Origin of the sequence: [Ruminococcus] torques ATCC 27756, assembly GCF_000153925.1 — a bacterium.
Taxonomy (GTDB): domain Bacteria; phylum Bacillota; class Clostridia; order Lachnospirales; family Lachnospiraceae; genus Mediterraneibacter; species Mediterraneibacter torques.
The window spans coordinates 19,834-37,265 of sequence record NZ_DS264359.1 but is presented as its reverse complement, the minus strand read 5'-3'; the positions used below and the strand labels follow the sequence as shown (position 1 = coordinate 37,265).

Genomic DNA, 17,432 nt, shown 5'->3' with positions numbered 1-17,432 from the left:
TTTTCTTTTTGTTCATTTATGATCATTTTCGGTCGTACGCCCCGAAAATAATTTCAAATCCTCTTATCGAACCGTGTTATACCACTGATCCAACTGATTATTTACTTCTTCTGTTATCGCGTTAATTCCTGCCGCTTCCATTTCCTGCATCATTTTTTCATAATCTTCCTGCGGATTTTCTGACAGACCTCGGAACAATTCTGAATAGCTGTAATATATTTGTGAAAGCTGATCTATCTGTTCTTTGTAAACTCTTCCATCGAATTGAATTCCTGCGATTAAAGATTCTTTCACTGCATTTTTCTCCTTGCTCCACTGATCGTTCCCAAACATCCATTGAAGCATCGCCGGTGTTTCTTCCATCTCTTCTGTTCCATATTTCAAAAGATTACTGATTTCTTCATCTGTAACTGTCCTTTTCAAAAGGTCGATTGCTTTCTCTGTGTTTCCACCTTTTAACACACTGTTCATTCCGCCTGTTCTATGCGGGGGATAATGCTCTCCTATCTTTACATACTTTAAGGAGAGTGGTTTTTTATTATTTTCCTCGCAGATTGTATCAAAATATTCTTGAAGTAACTCTGGATCATCTGCATACATAAGCATCACGAAGAAATTACCATTTGCCAACGTATTTGCCGATCCCTCCTTCAGCAATCCATTTTTATGAAATTCGTTAAGAAGCAACACGGATTCTTTCACCTGTTCATTATTCAGTAAATTCTCTGCAATCGGTTTTTCCATACCTTCTTTTACCCTGATTGTATCTAAAATCTCTGTATATTCAGGAGCATAAATCATATATTCATAAGAATGTAGCGGCACGAACGCTTTGTTATCTTTTTCTTTTTCCGACAGTTCCGTCAAAATCGGATACAATGTCTGCAAATCTCCTGTAACCTGCGATATGTCTACATTATATTTATCCAAATATTGTTGATTAAACACATAATACAAACCGTTTCCCTCATAACTATATGATGGAATCCCATAGATTTCGCCGTTAATTTCCATATGCTCCCATGTTTTTTCCGAATACGCATCATAAAATTTTTCATCTTCTCTGATTTTTTCTAAATTTTGCAAATATCCGTTTTTATAGAATGAATAATACTGATTACTGTCATCTCCTACGACGCGCAAATTGCTGTAAATAATATCAGCAGAATTGTTCTCTAAATATTCTGCAACATCTTCCTCATATGTTTCCATTGGAAAGCATACGAATCGTACTTTATATTCACATCCACGTTTTTTCAACAACGCATTCAACGCCTCTTCCATCTCACTTTGTACTCCCTCAATAGAAGACTCTGTAATCCACACAATTTCCTCAACTTTCTTTTCTTCTTGTGGCAATTCCTCTTTTTTATCCTTTTTCATATACAACATATCGAATAACACCATCGCCGCAACTACAATAATACTTATAACTGCTATTATAATTCTTCTCTTTTTCATTCCTTTGTCCTCACCATACTAATAAACCAAAGCAAAATCATTGCGAAACAAGAATATCCAATCCCACACATAACAGCCTCACTTTTTACAAAAATGTCAAGCACTATCGCTAAACTGACACCGCCTAATATCCAAAAACATCTTTTTAACTCATTTAATTTCCCGTCGATTTTATACTTCCACAATGCAGTCAAAAGCAAAATTATCAACATACTTCCCATAAACACTGCCTGACTAAAAAGATCAATCGAACGAACTACCTGTTTTTTTACATAGATTCCACTTAAAAATAACAGTAACGAATAACAGAAACATCTTATTTTCGTTTTCGCATGTATCCCTTGCCATCCGATTCTTAATAGTGAAAATGTAATTAGAAATACGACTGTAAACAATATCTCCTTTAACAATATGCCACTCAATAATACTCCGCCTGTTGTCATGATTAAAACTTCTAAATGTTTCACCCCATATAAATAATAAGAATACTCCTCTTGTGCAATCAGATCATTTTTTACAAACTGATCGACGATTGCTTCAAACCGATCTTCTCTTTTGTTTTTCATTTTTTCAATTTCACTGCATCTTTCGGAATTTCTTCTTGATAAAGATACCATATACACTTGTTACTTGCAGCAAATCTTGTAACCATATCCGCGCCAAATACCAAAAGGCTTAACCATCTTTTATGAATCATTTTCCACATCATTTCCCCTCTTCCCTCTTTTGTTTGACTGATTTTTTATGTTTCTGATTATACACTATTTTTCTTTGAATTTTTCCAACATGTAACAAAATGCATAGTTTATTGTAACAACTCGCACTTTAACATGATATTTGTTTCTATATTTCTTTCGTTTTGATCCGATCGGCAAAAAACAACTTAAAAAACAGTCATTCTAAATTTTATAAAAATTCATCACAAGCCAGATCACTGAAAGCGCAAAAGGCACATTTCAGAATTGTACACAACCGTTAAGGTCTTTGACACCTCCAGACTTGTATCGTCACCTATACAAAAAATACAGCAAATACCCTCTTAGGATACTGCTGTATTTCTCGTATATACTATTTTTCAATTTTTTCCCATAAATTTATATTCAATGTAAAACTTTCTTTTTCTGACTCCCACCAGACGTCTCCATTGTATTTTTCTGCAATTTGTTTTACGCTAGACAGACCAAAGCCATGATTACGCTTATCAGATTTTCTCGTGTGAAGATCCATTACTGTTTCACTGCATGAATTTTTACAACAAATGACAATTCCATGATTTTCGTATACTGCAAACAAGTCGATCCATTTTTCTTTTTTGCAAGACTCGCATGCTTCGATTGCATTATCCAATATATTTCCGAACAACACTCCTAAATCCGTTCCTGTAATTCCCAGTATCTCCGGCAATTTTACATCTAACTTTGCTTCAATCTGCTTTGCTTCAATCTCTACATACTTCATATTCAAGATTCCGTTCACAACTGCGTTCGCAGTAAATAATTTCTGCTCTGCCTTTTCTAATTGATTCAAGATACTGCAAACTTCCCGCTTTCCCTCTTCAATTTCTCCTTTTTCAAGATATCCGTATATTCCTGCGATCTGATTTTTCATATCATGCCGAATCTTTCGGATTTCCTGCTGATGCTGCTCGACCTGTTCGTAATGAAGCTTTTGATATTCATATTCTTTTAACTGATTTTTCATCTCCCCTTCTGCGATATGATATTGCTCCTGTTTTCGGAAAAGAATATAAGTGATAATATTGATCACGATGACGATAATTGTCACTATCCAACTAAAAATCAGATCAATCGAATCCCTCATAATCTGCGCCTCATGAAGATAAATAATCAAAACAGCGCTTAATATCGGAATAATCAAAAAGCTTTTCTGTACCTTTCTCTCCGGCGCATTTTTCTTGCGCCTGCTGAAAAAATATAGGACAAGCACGAGGATCAGTCGCAGTTCTGTAAGAAAGCGTTGGAAAAACTGCGTAATATCACTGTCCAATTTCGGCATTTCGGATGCCTCAATATGAAAAAAATATCCTATACTCAATGCAACAATTCCTTCAATCGTAATTATAAATGCAAAAAAAGAACTTCCTACAAATAATTTCCTCTTCCAATTTCCTTCAAAAAATCCAAGTACAACTACGATAAAAATAATTGTCACCACTAAATTAATATCCGAATTGGCAAAATAATCATTGATAAAAGATGCCATTACCGCCACTACAATTAATATTATGAAATCAATTCGCTTTCCTATCCGTCTCCTCGGTTTGAAAAAGCACAAAGCAAACAAATACATTACTAAAAAATCGATTGTACTCCATACATATTCCATCATCTATTCTCTTCCCCCTTTGCTCATCAGAATAAATTTTTGATATGCTTTGTTGAACTCCTACTTATAAGTCCTTGTAATCGGCACTTTCAATCCCGAACGAAGGGTAACTGATTCACGCTCCACTTCCCTTAATTTTTCCAAATTAACAAGATATGAATTATGTACTCTCACAAACATAGATCCTTTTATATCTTCTTCAATCTGACTCAAACTTCCGTAAAACTCATAATCTCTTTTTTCTGTATGTACGATGATTTTTCTTCTGCGGCTTTCGATGCACTCAACCTCATCATAATAAAAAATCATATCTTTCAATTTGTTTGTAAAGCGGATATAATTTCTTTTTTCCCGGATGATCCGCAGAGCGCGCATAATCACATTGTGCGCAGTATCAGAATCGATCGGTTTCACCAGATACTGAAACGCCTGCACGTCGAATGCTTTCTGCATCATCTCACTATGATTTGTCATAAAAATGATCACTGCATTTCTATCCTCTGTTCGGATATGTTCTGCCAGTTCCAGTCCGCTCAGCTTCTTCATCTCAACGTCAAGAATATACAGTGCATATGGCATATTTCCTTTCTCAAGCAATTCTTCGGCAGACACGAAGCATTCACATTTTCCTGCCATCCCTGTTATTTCTAAACACTTCTCTACATTTTTTTCAATCGAATTTTGTATAAATTCTTCATCTTCACATATCGCTATTCTCATTTGACCTTACGCTTTCTTCTCTTCCTTTATTATTTTCTTTCACGTTTTTGTCTCAGACTTCTGAAATCTAAGCACAATCCCTGTCCTGAAATACACCACATCAAATAAGAGTCTCTAATATTTCCAGTGATTTAAAATGCTTTCCGACATATATATCCGTCATCCGGCTCATCACATTTCCAAGTTCTGTCAATACTTTTTCTGTCACATTAAACGTATATAATTTCTCAATCGTACTTGTTTCTATATATTGCATACTATACAAAGTCGAAGGATCCAGACTCATCCCGTCCCGCACGTCTTTCATACATTCGCTGCACACAAGTCCGCCTTTCACCGCGCTGAACACGGCATGTCTTTCTTTATTTCCGCAAGTCATACACTGAAATACCTGCGGCGCCTGTCCGTTGATCGTCAACGCTTTCAATTCAAATATGTAACGGATAAGCATGTTTGGAATATGCGGATTTGTCAGCGCCCGAAGCGTCTGATAAAGAAGTTTTAACATTTCCCGCTCATCATTGAATTCTTTCGTATAGTAATCTGTAAATTCCAGAAAATAAAAACCGTAATATGCTCCGATAATGTCGCCTCTCAGCTCGGCAAAATAATTAGAAATACTTGCCGACTGTATCGTGTAAGACGTCCTCCCCTCATACATCGTAAACGTTCCGAAAGAAAACGGGTTGAGCGCACCGACAAGCGGACTGTTCGGGCGTCTTGCCCCCCGTGCAAACGCCGAGATCTTTCCCTGTTCTTTTGTAAGTATTACAACACGCCGGTCATACTCGCCGACCGGCATCGTAGAGAGTACTATCCCTGTCAGTATAATCTGATTCACGCCGTTCCTTTCTGCCGGAGCTTCCATCTGCTTTCCGGCTGTTTTTATAATTCAAATAATCATCGATCTTTCCTGATGTCATAAATAATTCCCAGTATTCTTCTTTCATCTGTTCCACCTCTTCTTCCGTGATCTTTAAGAATAGTTTCCCCGACAGAAAAGAAGGTCATACTGTATAAAAAATACCATTTTTATTCATGTGAAATTTTATATCTAATTTTTGATTATCCGTATAAACACTATACTTTCAAATATTTTGAAGTATAGAAAAGCACTCATTTTACCACGAATTTACCATAATTAAACGAGCCTTGATATGACTATAAATAACACTAAAAAGACCTCACACCTAAACGGTGTCTTTTTTAAAAGCAGTCAATCATAAGACCAACTGCTTTGTAAATATAGATATTAAATTGTTAAGCTGAGATTTTACTTAGATTTATCTTTCACTGGTTTGCTATTTTCATCATTTTCTCCTTCAAGCCATGCCATTATGCCAAAGTTACAAAATGGATAAATTATTACTTCTTTATAAACTTCTTGCTCACAACGAGGGCAGATGACATATTCTTCACCTTTTACATTTTTTAATTACCGAAATGCCCTTTTTTATTTGCAAATTACATGTCTTATAGCTTACCATGTTTTTCGTATCTTGCGACTCTTGATATTTTGTTATCCTCATCTACAAATACTACTTTAGGTGGATTTTTCTTTACCTCTTCTGGAGTCATCTGTGCATAGCACATTATGATTATCTTATCACCTGTCTGAACACATCTTGCAGCAGCTCCATTGAGACATATCATTCCGCTGCCTCTTTCTCCTGCAATTGTGTATGTCTCAAATCTGTTCCCATTATTTATATCTACGATACTTACCTTTTCATACTCCAAAATTCCGGCACTGTCAAGTAAGTCTTCGTCTACAGTGATGCTTCCTACATAATCAAGTTCTGCTTGAACTACTGTAGCTCTGTGTATCTTCCCCTTTAACATTTCAAATGTCATATTTAACCCCCGTTTAACCTTCGTAAATAAAGTTGTCAATCAATCTGGTTTTGCCGATATAAACTGCCATGGCAACTAGTACTGGTGCTGTCATCTCCTTGACCGGTTTAACTGAAACAGCGTCTACAGCCTGAACATAATCTATTTTCGCCATAGGCTCAGTTTCAATAAGCTTAATCATTTCTGATACAATTTTATCTGTATCTTTTTCTCCTGCTTTTGCCATATCTTCTCCGAGCTTAACTGCTTTGCTTAAAATTAGTGCCGCCTTTCTCTCATCTTTGCTTAGATATGTATTTCTTGAACTCTTTGCAAGACCATCCTCTTCTCTAACTATAGGGCAGCCCACAATTTCGATATCAAAGTTCAAATCTCTAACCATTCTTTTTATAATCGCAAGCTGCTGTGCATCCTTTTGACCAAAGTAAGCTCTGTCGGGATTTACAATATTAAAAAGTTTAGATACTACTGTGCCTACACCCCTGAAATGTATTGGTCGTGATTTTCCACAAAGTTCCTCTGAAAGACTTTCTATGTTTACATATGTTGAAAAATCGTCAAAATACATATTTTCCGGCTCAGGATTAAATATTAAATTAGCACCTGCCTCCTCACATAGCATAGTATCCCTTTCCAAATCCCTCGGATAGCTTTCCAAATCTTCCCCTACTCCAAATTGAGTCGGATTTACAAAATCACTGACAACAACTCTATCGTTTTCTGAAACAGCCCTTGTAATTAAACTCTTATGTCCTTCGTGCAAAAATCCCATAGTAGGAACAAGACCTACTGTAAGACCTTCTTTCTTCCATTCTTTGACTATAACTCTCACTTCATCTACGGTTTTTACTATTTTCATCGTTCTATCTCCTAATATAACTTGTTAATTACATCTTCTGAAATTTTAAATGTGTGTTCAGGTGCTGGAAAGCTTCCCTGTTTAGTTTCTTCTATATATGCAGCAAAGGCTTCTTTCATTACATCTCCTACCTTTGCGAATTGTTTTACGAATTTAGGTGTAAAGTCAGAGACCATTCCAAGCATGTCCTGATAAACGAGAATCTGTCCATCGCAGCCAGATCCTGCACCTATTCCTATTGTAGGAATATTAATGCTTTCAGAAATAATTTCCGCTAATTTTGCAGGTACGCATTCCAAAACAATCGCAAATGCTCCTGCTTCTTCAACAGCTTTTGCCTCTTCAATGAGTTTCTTTGCTCCCTCTTCACTTTTTCCCTGAACTTTAAAGCCTCCAAAAACGTTCACTGACTGAGGTGTAAGTCCAATATGTGCCATAACAGGAATTGAAGCAGCTGTAATAGCTTTAATCTGTGGACAAACAGAGGCTCCACCTTCTAGCTTTACTGCTTGACATCTTCCTTCTTTCATAAGTCTTCCTGCGTTATACATGGCCTCTTCAACTGAAACTTGATATGACATAAACGGCATATCTCCAACTACTAAGGCATCTTTGGCACCTCTTGTAACTGCTCTTGTATGGTGAATCATATCTTCCATTGTTACCGGCAAAGTATTTTCGTATCCGAGCATAACCATGCCAAGAGAATCTCCAACGAGAATACCGTTAATACCTGACTGATCCATCAATTTAGCTGTCGAATAGTCATAGGCTGTCAGCATTGTAATCTTATCGCCCTTAACCTTCTGTTCTTTAAAAGTGGATACTGTGTTTTTCATTTTTAATTACCTCCGTCATCTTCAAATAGTCACTGTCTAAATGTTTTTCCTGTGCAATACTGAGAAGCTTTTCTGAAAGCAAAAGATATATCATCTCATATCCCACCTTTTCCTCAGACTCGTTTATCCATGCTGCCTTAATAGCTTCAATGTGTTTTGTGATAGTCGACAAATCATTTCGCTCAACAGGACCTGTGAGGGCAGCCGCAACCCCTTTTTCTGCCAATGTGTCGGCATTTCCAGTAAACAAAGGCACTAAGGCTTTCTTTGCATCTTTTTTATCAAAGCCGCATTTTACAAGCATTTCAGCCCCCACTTGAAAAAGTCCGTTTACGAGATTGCTTACAACTACTGCACCGCAGTGGTAAAGAGATTTATTTTCCGCTCCCATTGCGATTACCTTATTTCCTGCTCGCTCAAAGATACTCTTAATCTCATCTAGATTCTCTGCCGAACCCTCCACAGTAAAATAAGCCTTATTCAAGTGTTTCCATGATTCGCACTTATCACTTATTGCATATAGGGGATGTACCGAATAGATATTTGCACCGAGGTTTTCACCATCAAAAAAAACGGTTGATGAAATCGAACCGCTGCAATGACAAATATTTTTATTTTTAATATCCAGATTCTTCATATAATCCCATACTTTGCTTATCTGTCCATCAGGCACAGTAATAAACAGGGTATCACTGTCACTTAAGATATTCTCTATACTCTTATATAGTTTTGTGTTAGTAAAATCTGCTGCTGATTTAGCTGATTCCGGTGATTTGCTGAAGTAACCCGTAATCTCTACGCCGTTTTCCTTCAGGTATTTTCCAAGGGAAAATCCTACTTTCCCCGCTCCGATAAATCCTGCTCTCATATCGATCACTCCTTTCTGGGAAGTGACAATCATGAAAATCTGCATGGATGAGGTCTCGTTCAAACTGATATAATCCTCATGGTTTAAAAATAAAAAATATGTGGTATAGTTTCTGTTCGAATACTATCTACCCATTACTATAGCACCTATTTAAGTGATTGTACAGAGAAAAAAATAAGGCACCACTCTAACTAATTTATCATTAAAGTGATGCTAATATAAATCGTGTTATTTAGCTTTTCTGTATTTAATCATTTTCACAATCTGAATTATCAAAGTCGGGATAAAAATATAAAGCATGACAAAACACTTCTTCATTTTTCGCTTGATTACCCACCACAGAAAAGAAAGAACCCTGTAAAGAGCCTTACCACCATTGGTGGTGCTTTGCACTCTTGATTGGGCTTTTTGTTTGCTGTATCTTTCATGCAAGAGGAAAATTAAAGTCCTCTATTCCATTTCTCTTTTAGATAATCTTCATAGTCCGTTTCATTAAAATCTAATTGTGGCGAAGTGTTGGGAATGTTGTTTCTGTTGTCTATATCTGCAAGCTGACGGAATATCCAATCATCATAAGGGTCGTGATATTTATACTCTTTGGGCTGTTCTCTGTATCGGTCTAACCCTCGCATTTCCTTATGTACTTTCATCATGCGTTCCAATTTCTGACGCTGTATCAACTGCTTGATTTCCATAAGTTCTTCCAACTCTACTACCTCACTAGAAAGATAATTGCTAATGTATCTAATCAATGTAGTTTCCATGTAAAATCTACATTCTTTTTCGTCATTGAAAAATTCATTTTCAGACAAATAATCTAAGGAAACATTAAAATCCTGTTCTCGTTTGATAACGTCCATGATATATGGCTCGGTGTGGTCAATATATTTCCATTCCCCCGACAATAATTCATTCGGTGTTACTCCCAGCACGTCCATTATCTTTTCCAATGTATCAAAGGTAGGATAATTCACACCTCGTTCAATCTTGGAAAGGCTCTGCATATTGATACCGATTTTATTGGCAAGTTCCTGTTGTTTCATTCCCCTGTGTTTTCTTATGATTTGTATGTTTTCTCCTAAGAAACTGATTTTCTTTTCATAATACTCCATAACTTAGTATAACCGCTCCTTTCGTTGCTTTTATTGTCATTTATAAGCATATCATACTTAATATATATCGAAAAGTCAATCGAAACTTCTTGACAAGTAATTCTAGTGGCGTTATTATCTTATCAGACAGAGTGATTAAGCACGCTAGGGTCAATCACACACTTGAGTAAGCATATATAAGAGATGTTTTCACTTTGATAGCATGAATGAGCATGGACTATCAGACTAAAAATAGGGTTTCTGACTGGGGCTGTTTCGTTTAGCCACGAGCCTCTCAAGGCTCGTGAGCGTTAAGAACGGAACAGACACAGGAAGAAAGGGAACGCCTTTAGGCGCTCGTAAAGGGCGTATATGTAACACCGCCCTGCGCATACATGTCATAGTACCTAGAAACTGTGATAAATAAAGGAAAAAACACAATTTTTACCCCGCAAAAAACGGGACATACGAAAGGAGTAATGCACTATAACTACACACAAAAATTTATCCGTTAAGATTGATTACATCAGCATTGTATTTGAAACGGCAACTGCTGAAGATGTCATCATGCACATTTTAGGTTTACCGACTGACATTTTCAATGTCTATCCGGCAAGCATTAAATACAAAACCTATCAAGCACGCTGGCAGATTGGAGATATTTATGTATCGGGCGACGCAAGAAAAACAGAGGATAACCCACAAGGGTTAGGCTGTTATCTTGTTATGACCGGCAGAGGGTGTGATGATATTTTCCGTATTCTCGACAGTAGGAATTGTACTTTTGGGGATATGTTCAAACATTGTGAGCGAAGATACGGACAGGATAACTTCCACTTCACAAGGCTTGATATTGCCATTGATGATAAAAACGAAAAGCCATTTTTTACCATAGAGCAGATAAAGAAGAAATGCGAAAAAGAGGAATTTATCTCGAATAGTGAGGGCTACCACTTTGACGAAAGCAAGTTTGATGATTTCGACACCGCAAAGACTGTTTATATCGGTGCTGGTAAATCGGGATTGTCCTACCGCTTTTATGATAAGGATAAGGAAGTCTGTTCAAAACATAATAAGACGCTTGAGGAAGTCGGCAGTTGGAAACGGACAGAAATGCAACTGCGTGATGATAAGGCTCATGCTTTTGCCATGACATTCAAGGAAAGACCGCTGGAACTTGGAGAACTGGCTTTCGGTCTATTGGCAAACAACCTACGCTTTGTCGTACCAAACAGAAACGAAAGTAATAAGAGCAGATGGAAAACTTGTCGGTTTTGGGAACGCTTTTTAGGGGCTGTGGAAGTCTTAAAACTGCAAGTACCAAAACAGCAAAATTCCCTTGAAGAAACACAGCAATGGCTCACAGAGGGTGGCGTGATTTCCGCTGTCAAAAGTTTTTACTTCTTGGAAGAACATGACGCATTAGGCGGACTGGAAAAAGTGGGAACTATGCTTGATAAGGCAAGATACAGCAATTCCCTTTCCAGTAAATTAACCGCCCATTTACAGAGGATAAACCGCACCGACCTTATCCCCTATATCCAGTATGACACGAAACATGGGAAAGGGGGTATCTGATGAATAACAACGATATTCCCGTATGGGAAAAATACACCCTTACCATTGAAGAAGCGTCAAAGTATTTCCGTATCGGAGAAAACAAGTTAAGACGCTTAGCAGAGGAAAACAAGGACGCTGGCTGGCTCATTATGAATGGCAACCGCATACAGATTAAACGCCGACAGTTTGAAAAGGTCATTGACAAATTGGACGCAATCTAATGCAAATGAGCCTTGTATGTGTTATGATAAACACAAGTCATATCAAGGCTCTTTCCAATAAGGAAAGGAGCAGACACCATGAAAGAAAAAAGACGGGATAGCAAAGGACGTATCTTGCATACTGGAGAGAGCCAACGAACAGACGGAAAATACTTATATAAATATGTGGACGCATTTGGAAACACAAAATATGTGTATGCTTGGAGATTGACACCCACAGACCCGACACCAAAGGGAAAACGGGAAAAACCCTCACTTCGTGAACTGGAACAGCAGATAAGACGGGATATTGAGGACGGTATCGACAGCACAGGCAAGAAAATGACGCTTTGCCAACTCTACGCCAAACAGAACGCACAGAGGGCAAACGTGAAGAAAAGCACACAGAAACAACGGGAACAGCTCATGCGGTTATTGAAAGAGGACAAGTTAGGTGCTAGGAGCATTGATACGATAAAACCCTCTGACGCTAAGGAATGGGCGTTACGCATGAAAGACAAAGGCTTTTCCTATAACACCATTAACAACCATAAACGCTCGTTAAAAGCGTCATTCTATATCGCCATACAAGACGATTGTGTAAGGAAAAACCCTTTTGATTTCAAGTTGAGTGAAGTCCTAGAAAATGATACCAAAGAGAAAGTCGCATTGACAGAGGAACAGGAACAAGCCTTACTCTCATTCATCAAGACGGACAATGTGTATCACAAGTATTATGATGATGTGCTGATACTGTTAAAGACAGGACTTCGTATCTCGGAACTGTGCGGACTGACAGTAGCCGATATTGATTTCAAGAATGAAGTTGTGATTATCGACCACCAGTTACTAAAGAGCAAGGAACAAGGCTATTATATTGAAACGCCTAAGACGAAAAGCGGAATAAGGCAAGTACCATTAAGCAGAGAAACGATACAGGCATTTCAACGGGTTATGAAGAAACGCCCAAAGGCAGAACCATTTGTGATAGATGGACGGGGCAACTTCCTATTTGTCAATCAGAAAGGCAAGCCCAAAGTTGCGATTGATTACAATATGCTTTTTGTCCGTATGGTAAAGAAATACAACAAGCACCATAAGGATAACCCTTTGCCACATATCACACCGCATACGCTACGCCATACATTCTGCACAAGATTGGCAAGCAAGAACATGAACCCGAAAGATTTACAGTATATCATGGGACATTCAAATATCAGTATCACAATGAACTGGTATGCTCATGCGTCCATAGATACTGCAAAATCAGAGGTTCAGCGTTTAATCGCATAGAAGTATTTACCACGATTTTAACCACGCTTGATAGCGAAAATATAAGAAGATAGACCTAGATATGTGAGGTTTACCACAAAAGCAAAATGCCCGTAGAGCCGATAAAATAAGGCTTTGCGGACATTTAAGAAGATATAAAAAGATAGTTAAAAAGATATATATAATTTATAGAAAATTTTTGTTGTAGAAAATTTTTGTTATAGAAAATTTTTCGATGCGATCACCGCTGCGTTGATATTACTCGTCCTCTCTGTATCCGAAATTTTTCATAAGATAATCGCTGTCGCGCCAGTTTTTCTGTACTTTTACCCACAGTTTCAAATTCACTTTACATCCGAGCATTCTCTCGATCTCGTAACGCGCGGTACTGCCGATCTTTTTCAGCATACTTCCCTGTTTTCCGATAATAATTCCTTTATGAGAATCTCTTTCACATATGATCGTCGCGTCGATATGCATTACTCTTCGTTCTGCCTTCATCCGATCGATCGCCACCGCGATTCCGTGAGGAATTTCTTCATTCAGACAGTGAAGCGCTTTTTCCCTGATCAGTTCTGCCACGATCTGACGTTCCGGCTGATCTGTGACAGTATCTTCATCGTAAAACTGCGGTCCGTACGGCAGATATTTTAAAATCACTTTTATAAGCTCATCTGTATTATCTCCCGATCTTGCCGATACAGGCACGATCTCTGCAAAATCATATTCTTTTCTGTATGCATCGATAAATGTCAGTATCTCTTCTTTTTTCACCATATCAATCTTATTAATAACAAGAATAACCGGAGTTTTCACTTTCTTAAGCTGTTCGATAATATGACGGTCTCCTGCCCCGATAAAAGCAGACGGCTCGACAAGCCAAAGCACAACGTCAACTTCGTTCAAAGAACGCTCTGCAATATTTACCATATATTCTCCAAGCTTATTTTTTGCTTTGTGGATACCCGGAGTATCCACAAAAACAATCTGGCCTTCCTCTGTCGTTAAAACCGTCTGGATACGATTTCTCGTCGTCTGCGGTTTATTCGATGTAATCGCGATCTTTTGTCCGATCAAATGATTCATTAATGTTGACTTTCCTACGTTCGGTCTTCCGATCAAAGTTACAAACCCTGATTTAAAATCTTCTCTCATATCAATATCCTTTCCCGCGCTTACTCTTTCTCATCCTATCTTTTTATTCTCACTGCAAGCCTTCTGCGCTTCTCTTTATCTTCCTTATTGTTTTTAATCTTATCTTCTTCGTTTTCCTTGTATTTCCTTTATCCGGTCATCCGACCGCTTCATCATTCTCTTTTTCGCTGTTCTGTCATACTTCTTAGCTTAATGTTCTGATCTCCATAAACATCTCTTTTTGTTCTTCGATCTTTTCCTCGCTTCCGATCACGCAGATCTGATCTGCGTCAAGCACCGCTTTTAATATTTTTGCAAGCGCTCGGATATCTTTTTGATCTGCCGAAAGGATCTGCTCTCTTTCCCGGCGGATCATTTCCTCTGTCACGCGGCTCATATACAGGTTCATAGAACGGCTTCCTTTTGCGGCAGGATTCATCGGGCGGTCGATATTACTGATCGTTCCGATAATAAATTTATTCATATCTCTGTCGTCTACATTAAAGTTTTCAAGATAATCTACAACGCCTTCGTAAATCTCCATCGTTTTCTCAAGATTCGGATCGCGGTACGAGATCAGATAACCTTCTCCGATCCGGTTAAAATTACTCATACATCCATAAGCTCCGCCTTTCACACGGACATTCTGCCACAAATAATCGTAGCTTAAAATCACTTTCAAGATCTGAAGCGCTCCTGTATATTCTTCTCCGCCGTCAATGAAATTGCCGACTCTTGCAACGTACTGTACTTTTGAAGATGTTTTAAATCCTTCGTTTCTTTTTTTACAATGAATGATGCATCTGTTTTCTTTCGCTTCTGTTTGTACCACATCTGCGTCGTTTAGCTGTTTTGATACAGCCGCAAATGCATTTTCCATATAGGCAAGTCCTTCTTTTGCCGAAGTATAGCTGACCATCATATTATCTGCGCAAAAGATCTGTTTTGAAATTGCTTTTAACCGACAGATCAATTCTTCTTTATGGTCGTCAAAGTTTTCTTCGATTTCTTTTACTACTTCGTAAAATTCGATTCCGTCTGTATCGTCTTTAAATTTTGCAAGAGGCGATGTATATGACAACGCACGCAAAGCGGCAGTTGTATGTCCCGATGACAAGAACGACATACTAAGGCGTGATTTGAGCATCGCAAGAATCTCTTTTAAGCGTTTCTCATCGTCAAGCTTAGAACAAGTCAGTATTTCCCGCATCATAGAGAAAAGAACGTCCATCTTCGGATACAGTGATTTTCCTTTCATTTCAAATGTCGCTTTGAATTCCTTTTCCTTTACTTTCTGCGCATCTGCATATAATTCAAGCGACGTTCCGATTCCGCCTGTATGGATATTGATCTCATTAAACAACTCTCCATACTCGTAATTCTCTGTATCGATAATGCCGAGGACACTTTGCAAAATGCCGACATACGGAAGATCTTCTTCCTTGACCGCAGAAAGATCGAACAGAAGCGTTACATACCCGATTCCGTTTGTCTCAACATTATGATAGATCGTTTTCACTGAGTCGATCTCCATCTCTGTATTATAGACAGGCGCGATTTCCGGGGAAATATCTTCTCTTCTAAGCACCGGAATCTTCGCCAGATCTTCCGGCGCAGATTCTTCTTCCTGATACGCTTCCAGATCTTTTGTATCCTGCACAAGTTTCTCAATCTCTTCTTCGGACAGACTTTCTTTATACGCCTGCAGTTTCTCTGCAAGCTCCCGATCCATTCTCGCAGTCCTTCCCTTCTCCGGTCGGATGATTACGATCGCCCCGTGCGGATTCTCCAAAAGATAATCTCGGATCAACTGCTCAAAATAACCTGTTTCGATCTGACTTTTCAAAAACTCAAATGTCGGAATCGCCTCCATATGGATAAACGGTTTTTCTTCATCATAAAGCCAGCTATCGAACAACTGAAGTCCGTACATCAATCCTCTCGGATAACTTCCGAAGTCCGCCTCTCTGAAACGGAACTCATAATAATTCAGTCCAGCCTGCAATGCTTTTTTATCAATTCCGCCTTCTGCAATATTTCGCAGCGTATTTTCAATCACTTCCACAAACGCTTCCTTCTGCTCCATATTTGCATTTTTAGAAATAACAGAAAAAATCGGCTGATAAACTCCATTATCATATGATCCCATAATATCTTTTCCGATTCCCGCATCAAGAAGCGCTTTTTTCAGCGGCGCTCCCGGAGCAGACAAAAGCGCATAATCTAAAATCTGAAATGCAAGATAGAGCTTTTCATCTAAGGAAGTTCCGATCACTTTATTATAAGAAAGATAAGTGTTATCCGCTTCGCTTTCATCGCTTGCTATAGAATATTCCTGAACAATCTCCTGCATTTGTGAAAACGGCTTCTGATACTTAATCTCCGAATCAACCTCAATCTCATCAAAATCAGACAAATACTTTTCATCAAGCCAGTTCAGTTTTTCTTCCATATCCATATCGCCATACAGATAAATATAGCTGTTTGACGGATGATAATATTTCCTGTGGAAATCAAGAAACTGTTCATACGTCAGATCAGGGATCACTTCCGGATCGCCGCCGGATTCATTTGCATACGATGTATCCGGAAACAGAGAATTCAAAATCACCCGGTCAAGCACCCCTTCAGGTGAAGAAAACGCACCTTTCATCTCATTGTATACAACTCCCGACAACTTCAATTCCTCATCCGGTGCATCCAGTTTATAACTCCATCCTTCCTGACGAAACGTTTTATCCTGCTCGTAAATATTCGGATAAAATACCGCGTCCATGTAGACATGCATAAGATTCTGAAAGTCTTTATCATTGCAGCTTGCTACAGGATAAACTGTCTTGTCAGGATAAGTCATCGCATTTAAAAATGTATTAAGCGATCCTTTTACAAGCTCTACAAAAGGATCTTTTACCGGAAACTCTCTTGATCCGCACAATACAGAATGCTCCATAATATGAGGTACTCCTGTACTGTCTGACGGCGGTGTACGAAAACCGATGGCAAACACTTTATTTTCATCATCATTTTCCATAAGAAGAACTCTTGCTCCGCTCTTCTTATGACGCAGAAGCGTTCCTTTTGAACTCAGATCAGATAAATCTCTGCTTTGTACAATTTCATAAGACTTTAAATCACATATACTCATTTTTTTCTCTCCTTCATATCTCTTTTTCTTTTATGCAGGCGGACATCTGTATGAGATGAGCGCCCGGTTATAAGTGAAACAGT

Annotated in this window: 16 protein-coding genes; 3 read left to right on the top strand and 13 right to left on the bottom strand. The window is 38.2% G+C overall.

The features are described from left to right. Positions 1 to 63 precede the first annotated feature (63 nt). The 11 genes from RUMTOR_RS08600 to RUMTOR_RS08550 form a co-directional block, all read right to left on the bottom strand. The gene (locus RUMTOR_RS08600) at positions 64 to 1,461 is read right to left on the bottom strand and encodes a DUF3502 domain-containing protein (RefSeq protein WP_004847088.1); all 1,398 of its coding nucleotides are present in this window, start codon (positions 1,459 to 1,461) and stop codon (positions 64 to 66) included. Next, the gene (locus tag RUMTOR_RS08595) at positions 1,458 to 2,027 is read right to left on the bottom strand and encodes an accessory gene regulator B family protein (RefSeq protein ID WP_004847086.1); all 570 of its coding nucleotides are present in this window, start codon (positions 2,025 to 2,027) and stop codon (positions 1,458 to 1,460) included. The genes RUMTOR_RS08600 and RUMTOR_RS08595 overlap by 4 nt, the downstream gene beginning before the upstream one ends. Further along, the gene (locus RUMTOR_RS12730) at positions 2,024 to 2,170 is read right to left on the bottom strand and encodes a cyclic lactone autoinducer peptide (RefSeq protein ID WP_004847083.1); all 147 of its coding nucleotides are present in this window, start codon (positions 2,168 to 2,170) and stop codon (positions 2,024 to 2,026) included. The genes RUMTOR_RS08595 and RUMTOR_RS12730 overlap by 4 nt, the downstream gene beginning before the upstream one ends. Positions 2,171 to 2,529: 359 nt before the next feature. Continuing rightward, a complete protein-coding gene (locus RUMTOR_RS08590; RefSeq protein WP_044998156.1) occupies positions 2,530 to 3,810 on the bottom strand; it encodes a sensor histidine kinase in 1,281 nt (426 codons plus the stop codon). Positions 3,811 to 3,867: 57 nt separating this feature from the next. Continuing rightward, a complete protein-coding gene (locus tag RUMTOR_RS08585; RefSeq protein ID WP_004847076.1) occupies positions 3,868 to 4,527 on the bottom strand; it encodes a LytR/AlgR family response regulator transcription factor in 660 nt (219 codons plus the stop codon). A 100-nt stretch (positions 4,528 to 4,627) separates the two neighbouring features. Continuing rightward, a complete protein-coding gene (gene recO / locus RUMTOR_RS08580) occupies positions 4,628 to 5,395 on the bottom strand; it encodes a DNA repair protein RecO (RefSeq protein WP_004847074.1) in 768 nt (255 codons plus the stop codon). Between the two features lie 605 nt (positions 5,396 to 6,000). Next, positions 6,001 to 6,381: an aspartate 1-decarboxylase gene (gene panD / locus RUMTOR_RS08575; protein ID WP_004847071.1), complete on the bottom strand. Its 381-nt coding sequence runs from the start codon at positions 6,379 to 6,381 to the stop codon at positions 6,001 to 6,003. Positions 6,382 to 6,394: 13 nt separating this feature from the next. Next, positions 6,395 to 7,240, bottom strand: coding sequence for a pantoate--beta-alanine ligase (gene panC, locus RUMTOR_RS08570; protein ID WP_004847070.1), 846 nt, complete (start codon positions 7,238 to 7,240; stop codon positions 6,395 to 6,397). Between the two features lie 11 nt (positions 7,241 to 7,251). Then, on the bottom strand, positions 7,252 to 8,079 hold the full coding sequence (gene panB / locus RUMTOR_RS08565; protein ID WP_004847068.1) for a 3-methyl-2-oxobutanoate hydroxymethyltransferase: 828 nt from the start codon (positions 8,077 to 8,079) through the stop codon (positions 7,252 to 7,254). Further along, complete coding sequence (locus RUMTOR_RS08560) at positions 8,054 to 8,992, bottom strand: Rossmann-like and DUF2520 domain-containing protein (RefSeq protein ID WP_004847063.1); 939 nt, start codon at positions 8,990 to 8,992, stop codon at positions 8,054 to 8,056. Before RUMTOR_RS08560 ends, panB begins: the two co-directional genes overlap by 26 nt. 395 nt (positions 8,993 to 9,387) lie before the next feature. Next, on the bottom strand, positions 9,388 to 9,990 hold the full coding sequence (locus RUMTOR_RS08550) for a helix-turn-helix domain-containing protein (protein WP_431978798.1): 603 nt from the start codon (positions 9,988 to 9,990) through the stop codon (positions 9,388 to 9,390). 564 nt (positions 9,991 to 10,554) lie between these two features. On the opposite strand from RUMTOR_RS08550, the gene RUMTOR_RS08545 reads away from it, so the two are divergent. The 3 genes from RUMTOR_RS08545 (at position 10,555) to RUMTOR_RS08535 (ending at position 13,091) form a co-directional block, all read left to right on the top strand. Beyond that, the gene (locus RUMTOR_RS08545) at positions 10,555 to 11,616 is read left to right on the top strand and encodes a replication initiation factor domain-containing protein (RefSeq protein WP_256151268.1); all 1,062 of its coding nucleotides are present in this window, start codon (positions 10,555 to 10,557) and stop codon (positions 11,614 to 11,616) included. Continuing rightward, positions 11,616 to 11,819, top strand: a complete 204-nt coding sequence (locus RUMTOR_RS08540; protein ID WP_002610247.1) for an excisionase — start codon at positions 11,616 to 11,618, stop codon at positions 11,817 to 11,819. Before RUMTOR_RS08545 ends, RUMTOR_RS08540 begins: the two co-directional genes overlap by 1 nt. Before the next feature lie 78 nt (positions 11,820 to 11,897). Then, positions 11,898 to 13,091: a site-specific integrase gene (locus RUMTOR_RS08535; protein ID WP_004847049.1), complete on the top strand. Its 1,194-nt coding sequence runs from the start codon at positions 11,898 to 11,900 to the stop codon at positions 13,089 to 13,091. Positions 13,092 to 13,328: 237 nt separating this feature from the next. Here RUMTOR_RS08535 and era read toward each other — a convergent pair whose 3' ends face one another. After that, positions 13,329 to 14,225 (bottom strand): GTPase Era, encoded by an 897-nt coding sequence (gene era / locus RUMTOR_RS08530; RefSeq protein ID WP_004847048.1) that lies wholly within the window; start codon positions 14,223 to 14,225, stop codon positions 13,329 to 13,331. Between the two features lie 184 nt (positions 14,226 to 14,409). Next, positions 14,410 to 17,349: an insulinase family protein gene (locus RUMTOR_RS08525; RefSeq protein ID WP_004847047.1), complete on the bottom strand. Its 2,940-nt coding sequence runs from the start codon at positions 17,347 to 17,349 to the stop codon at positions 14,410 to 14,412. Positions 17,350 to 17,432: the final 83 nt, after the last annotated feature.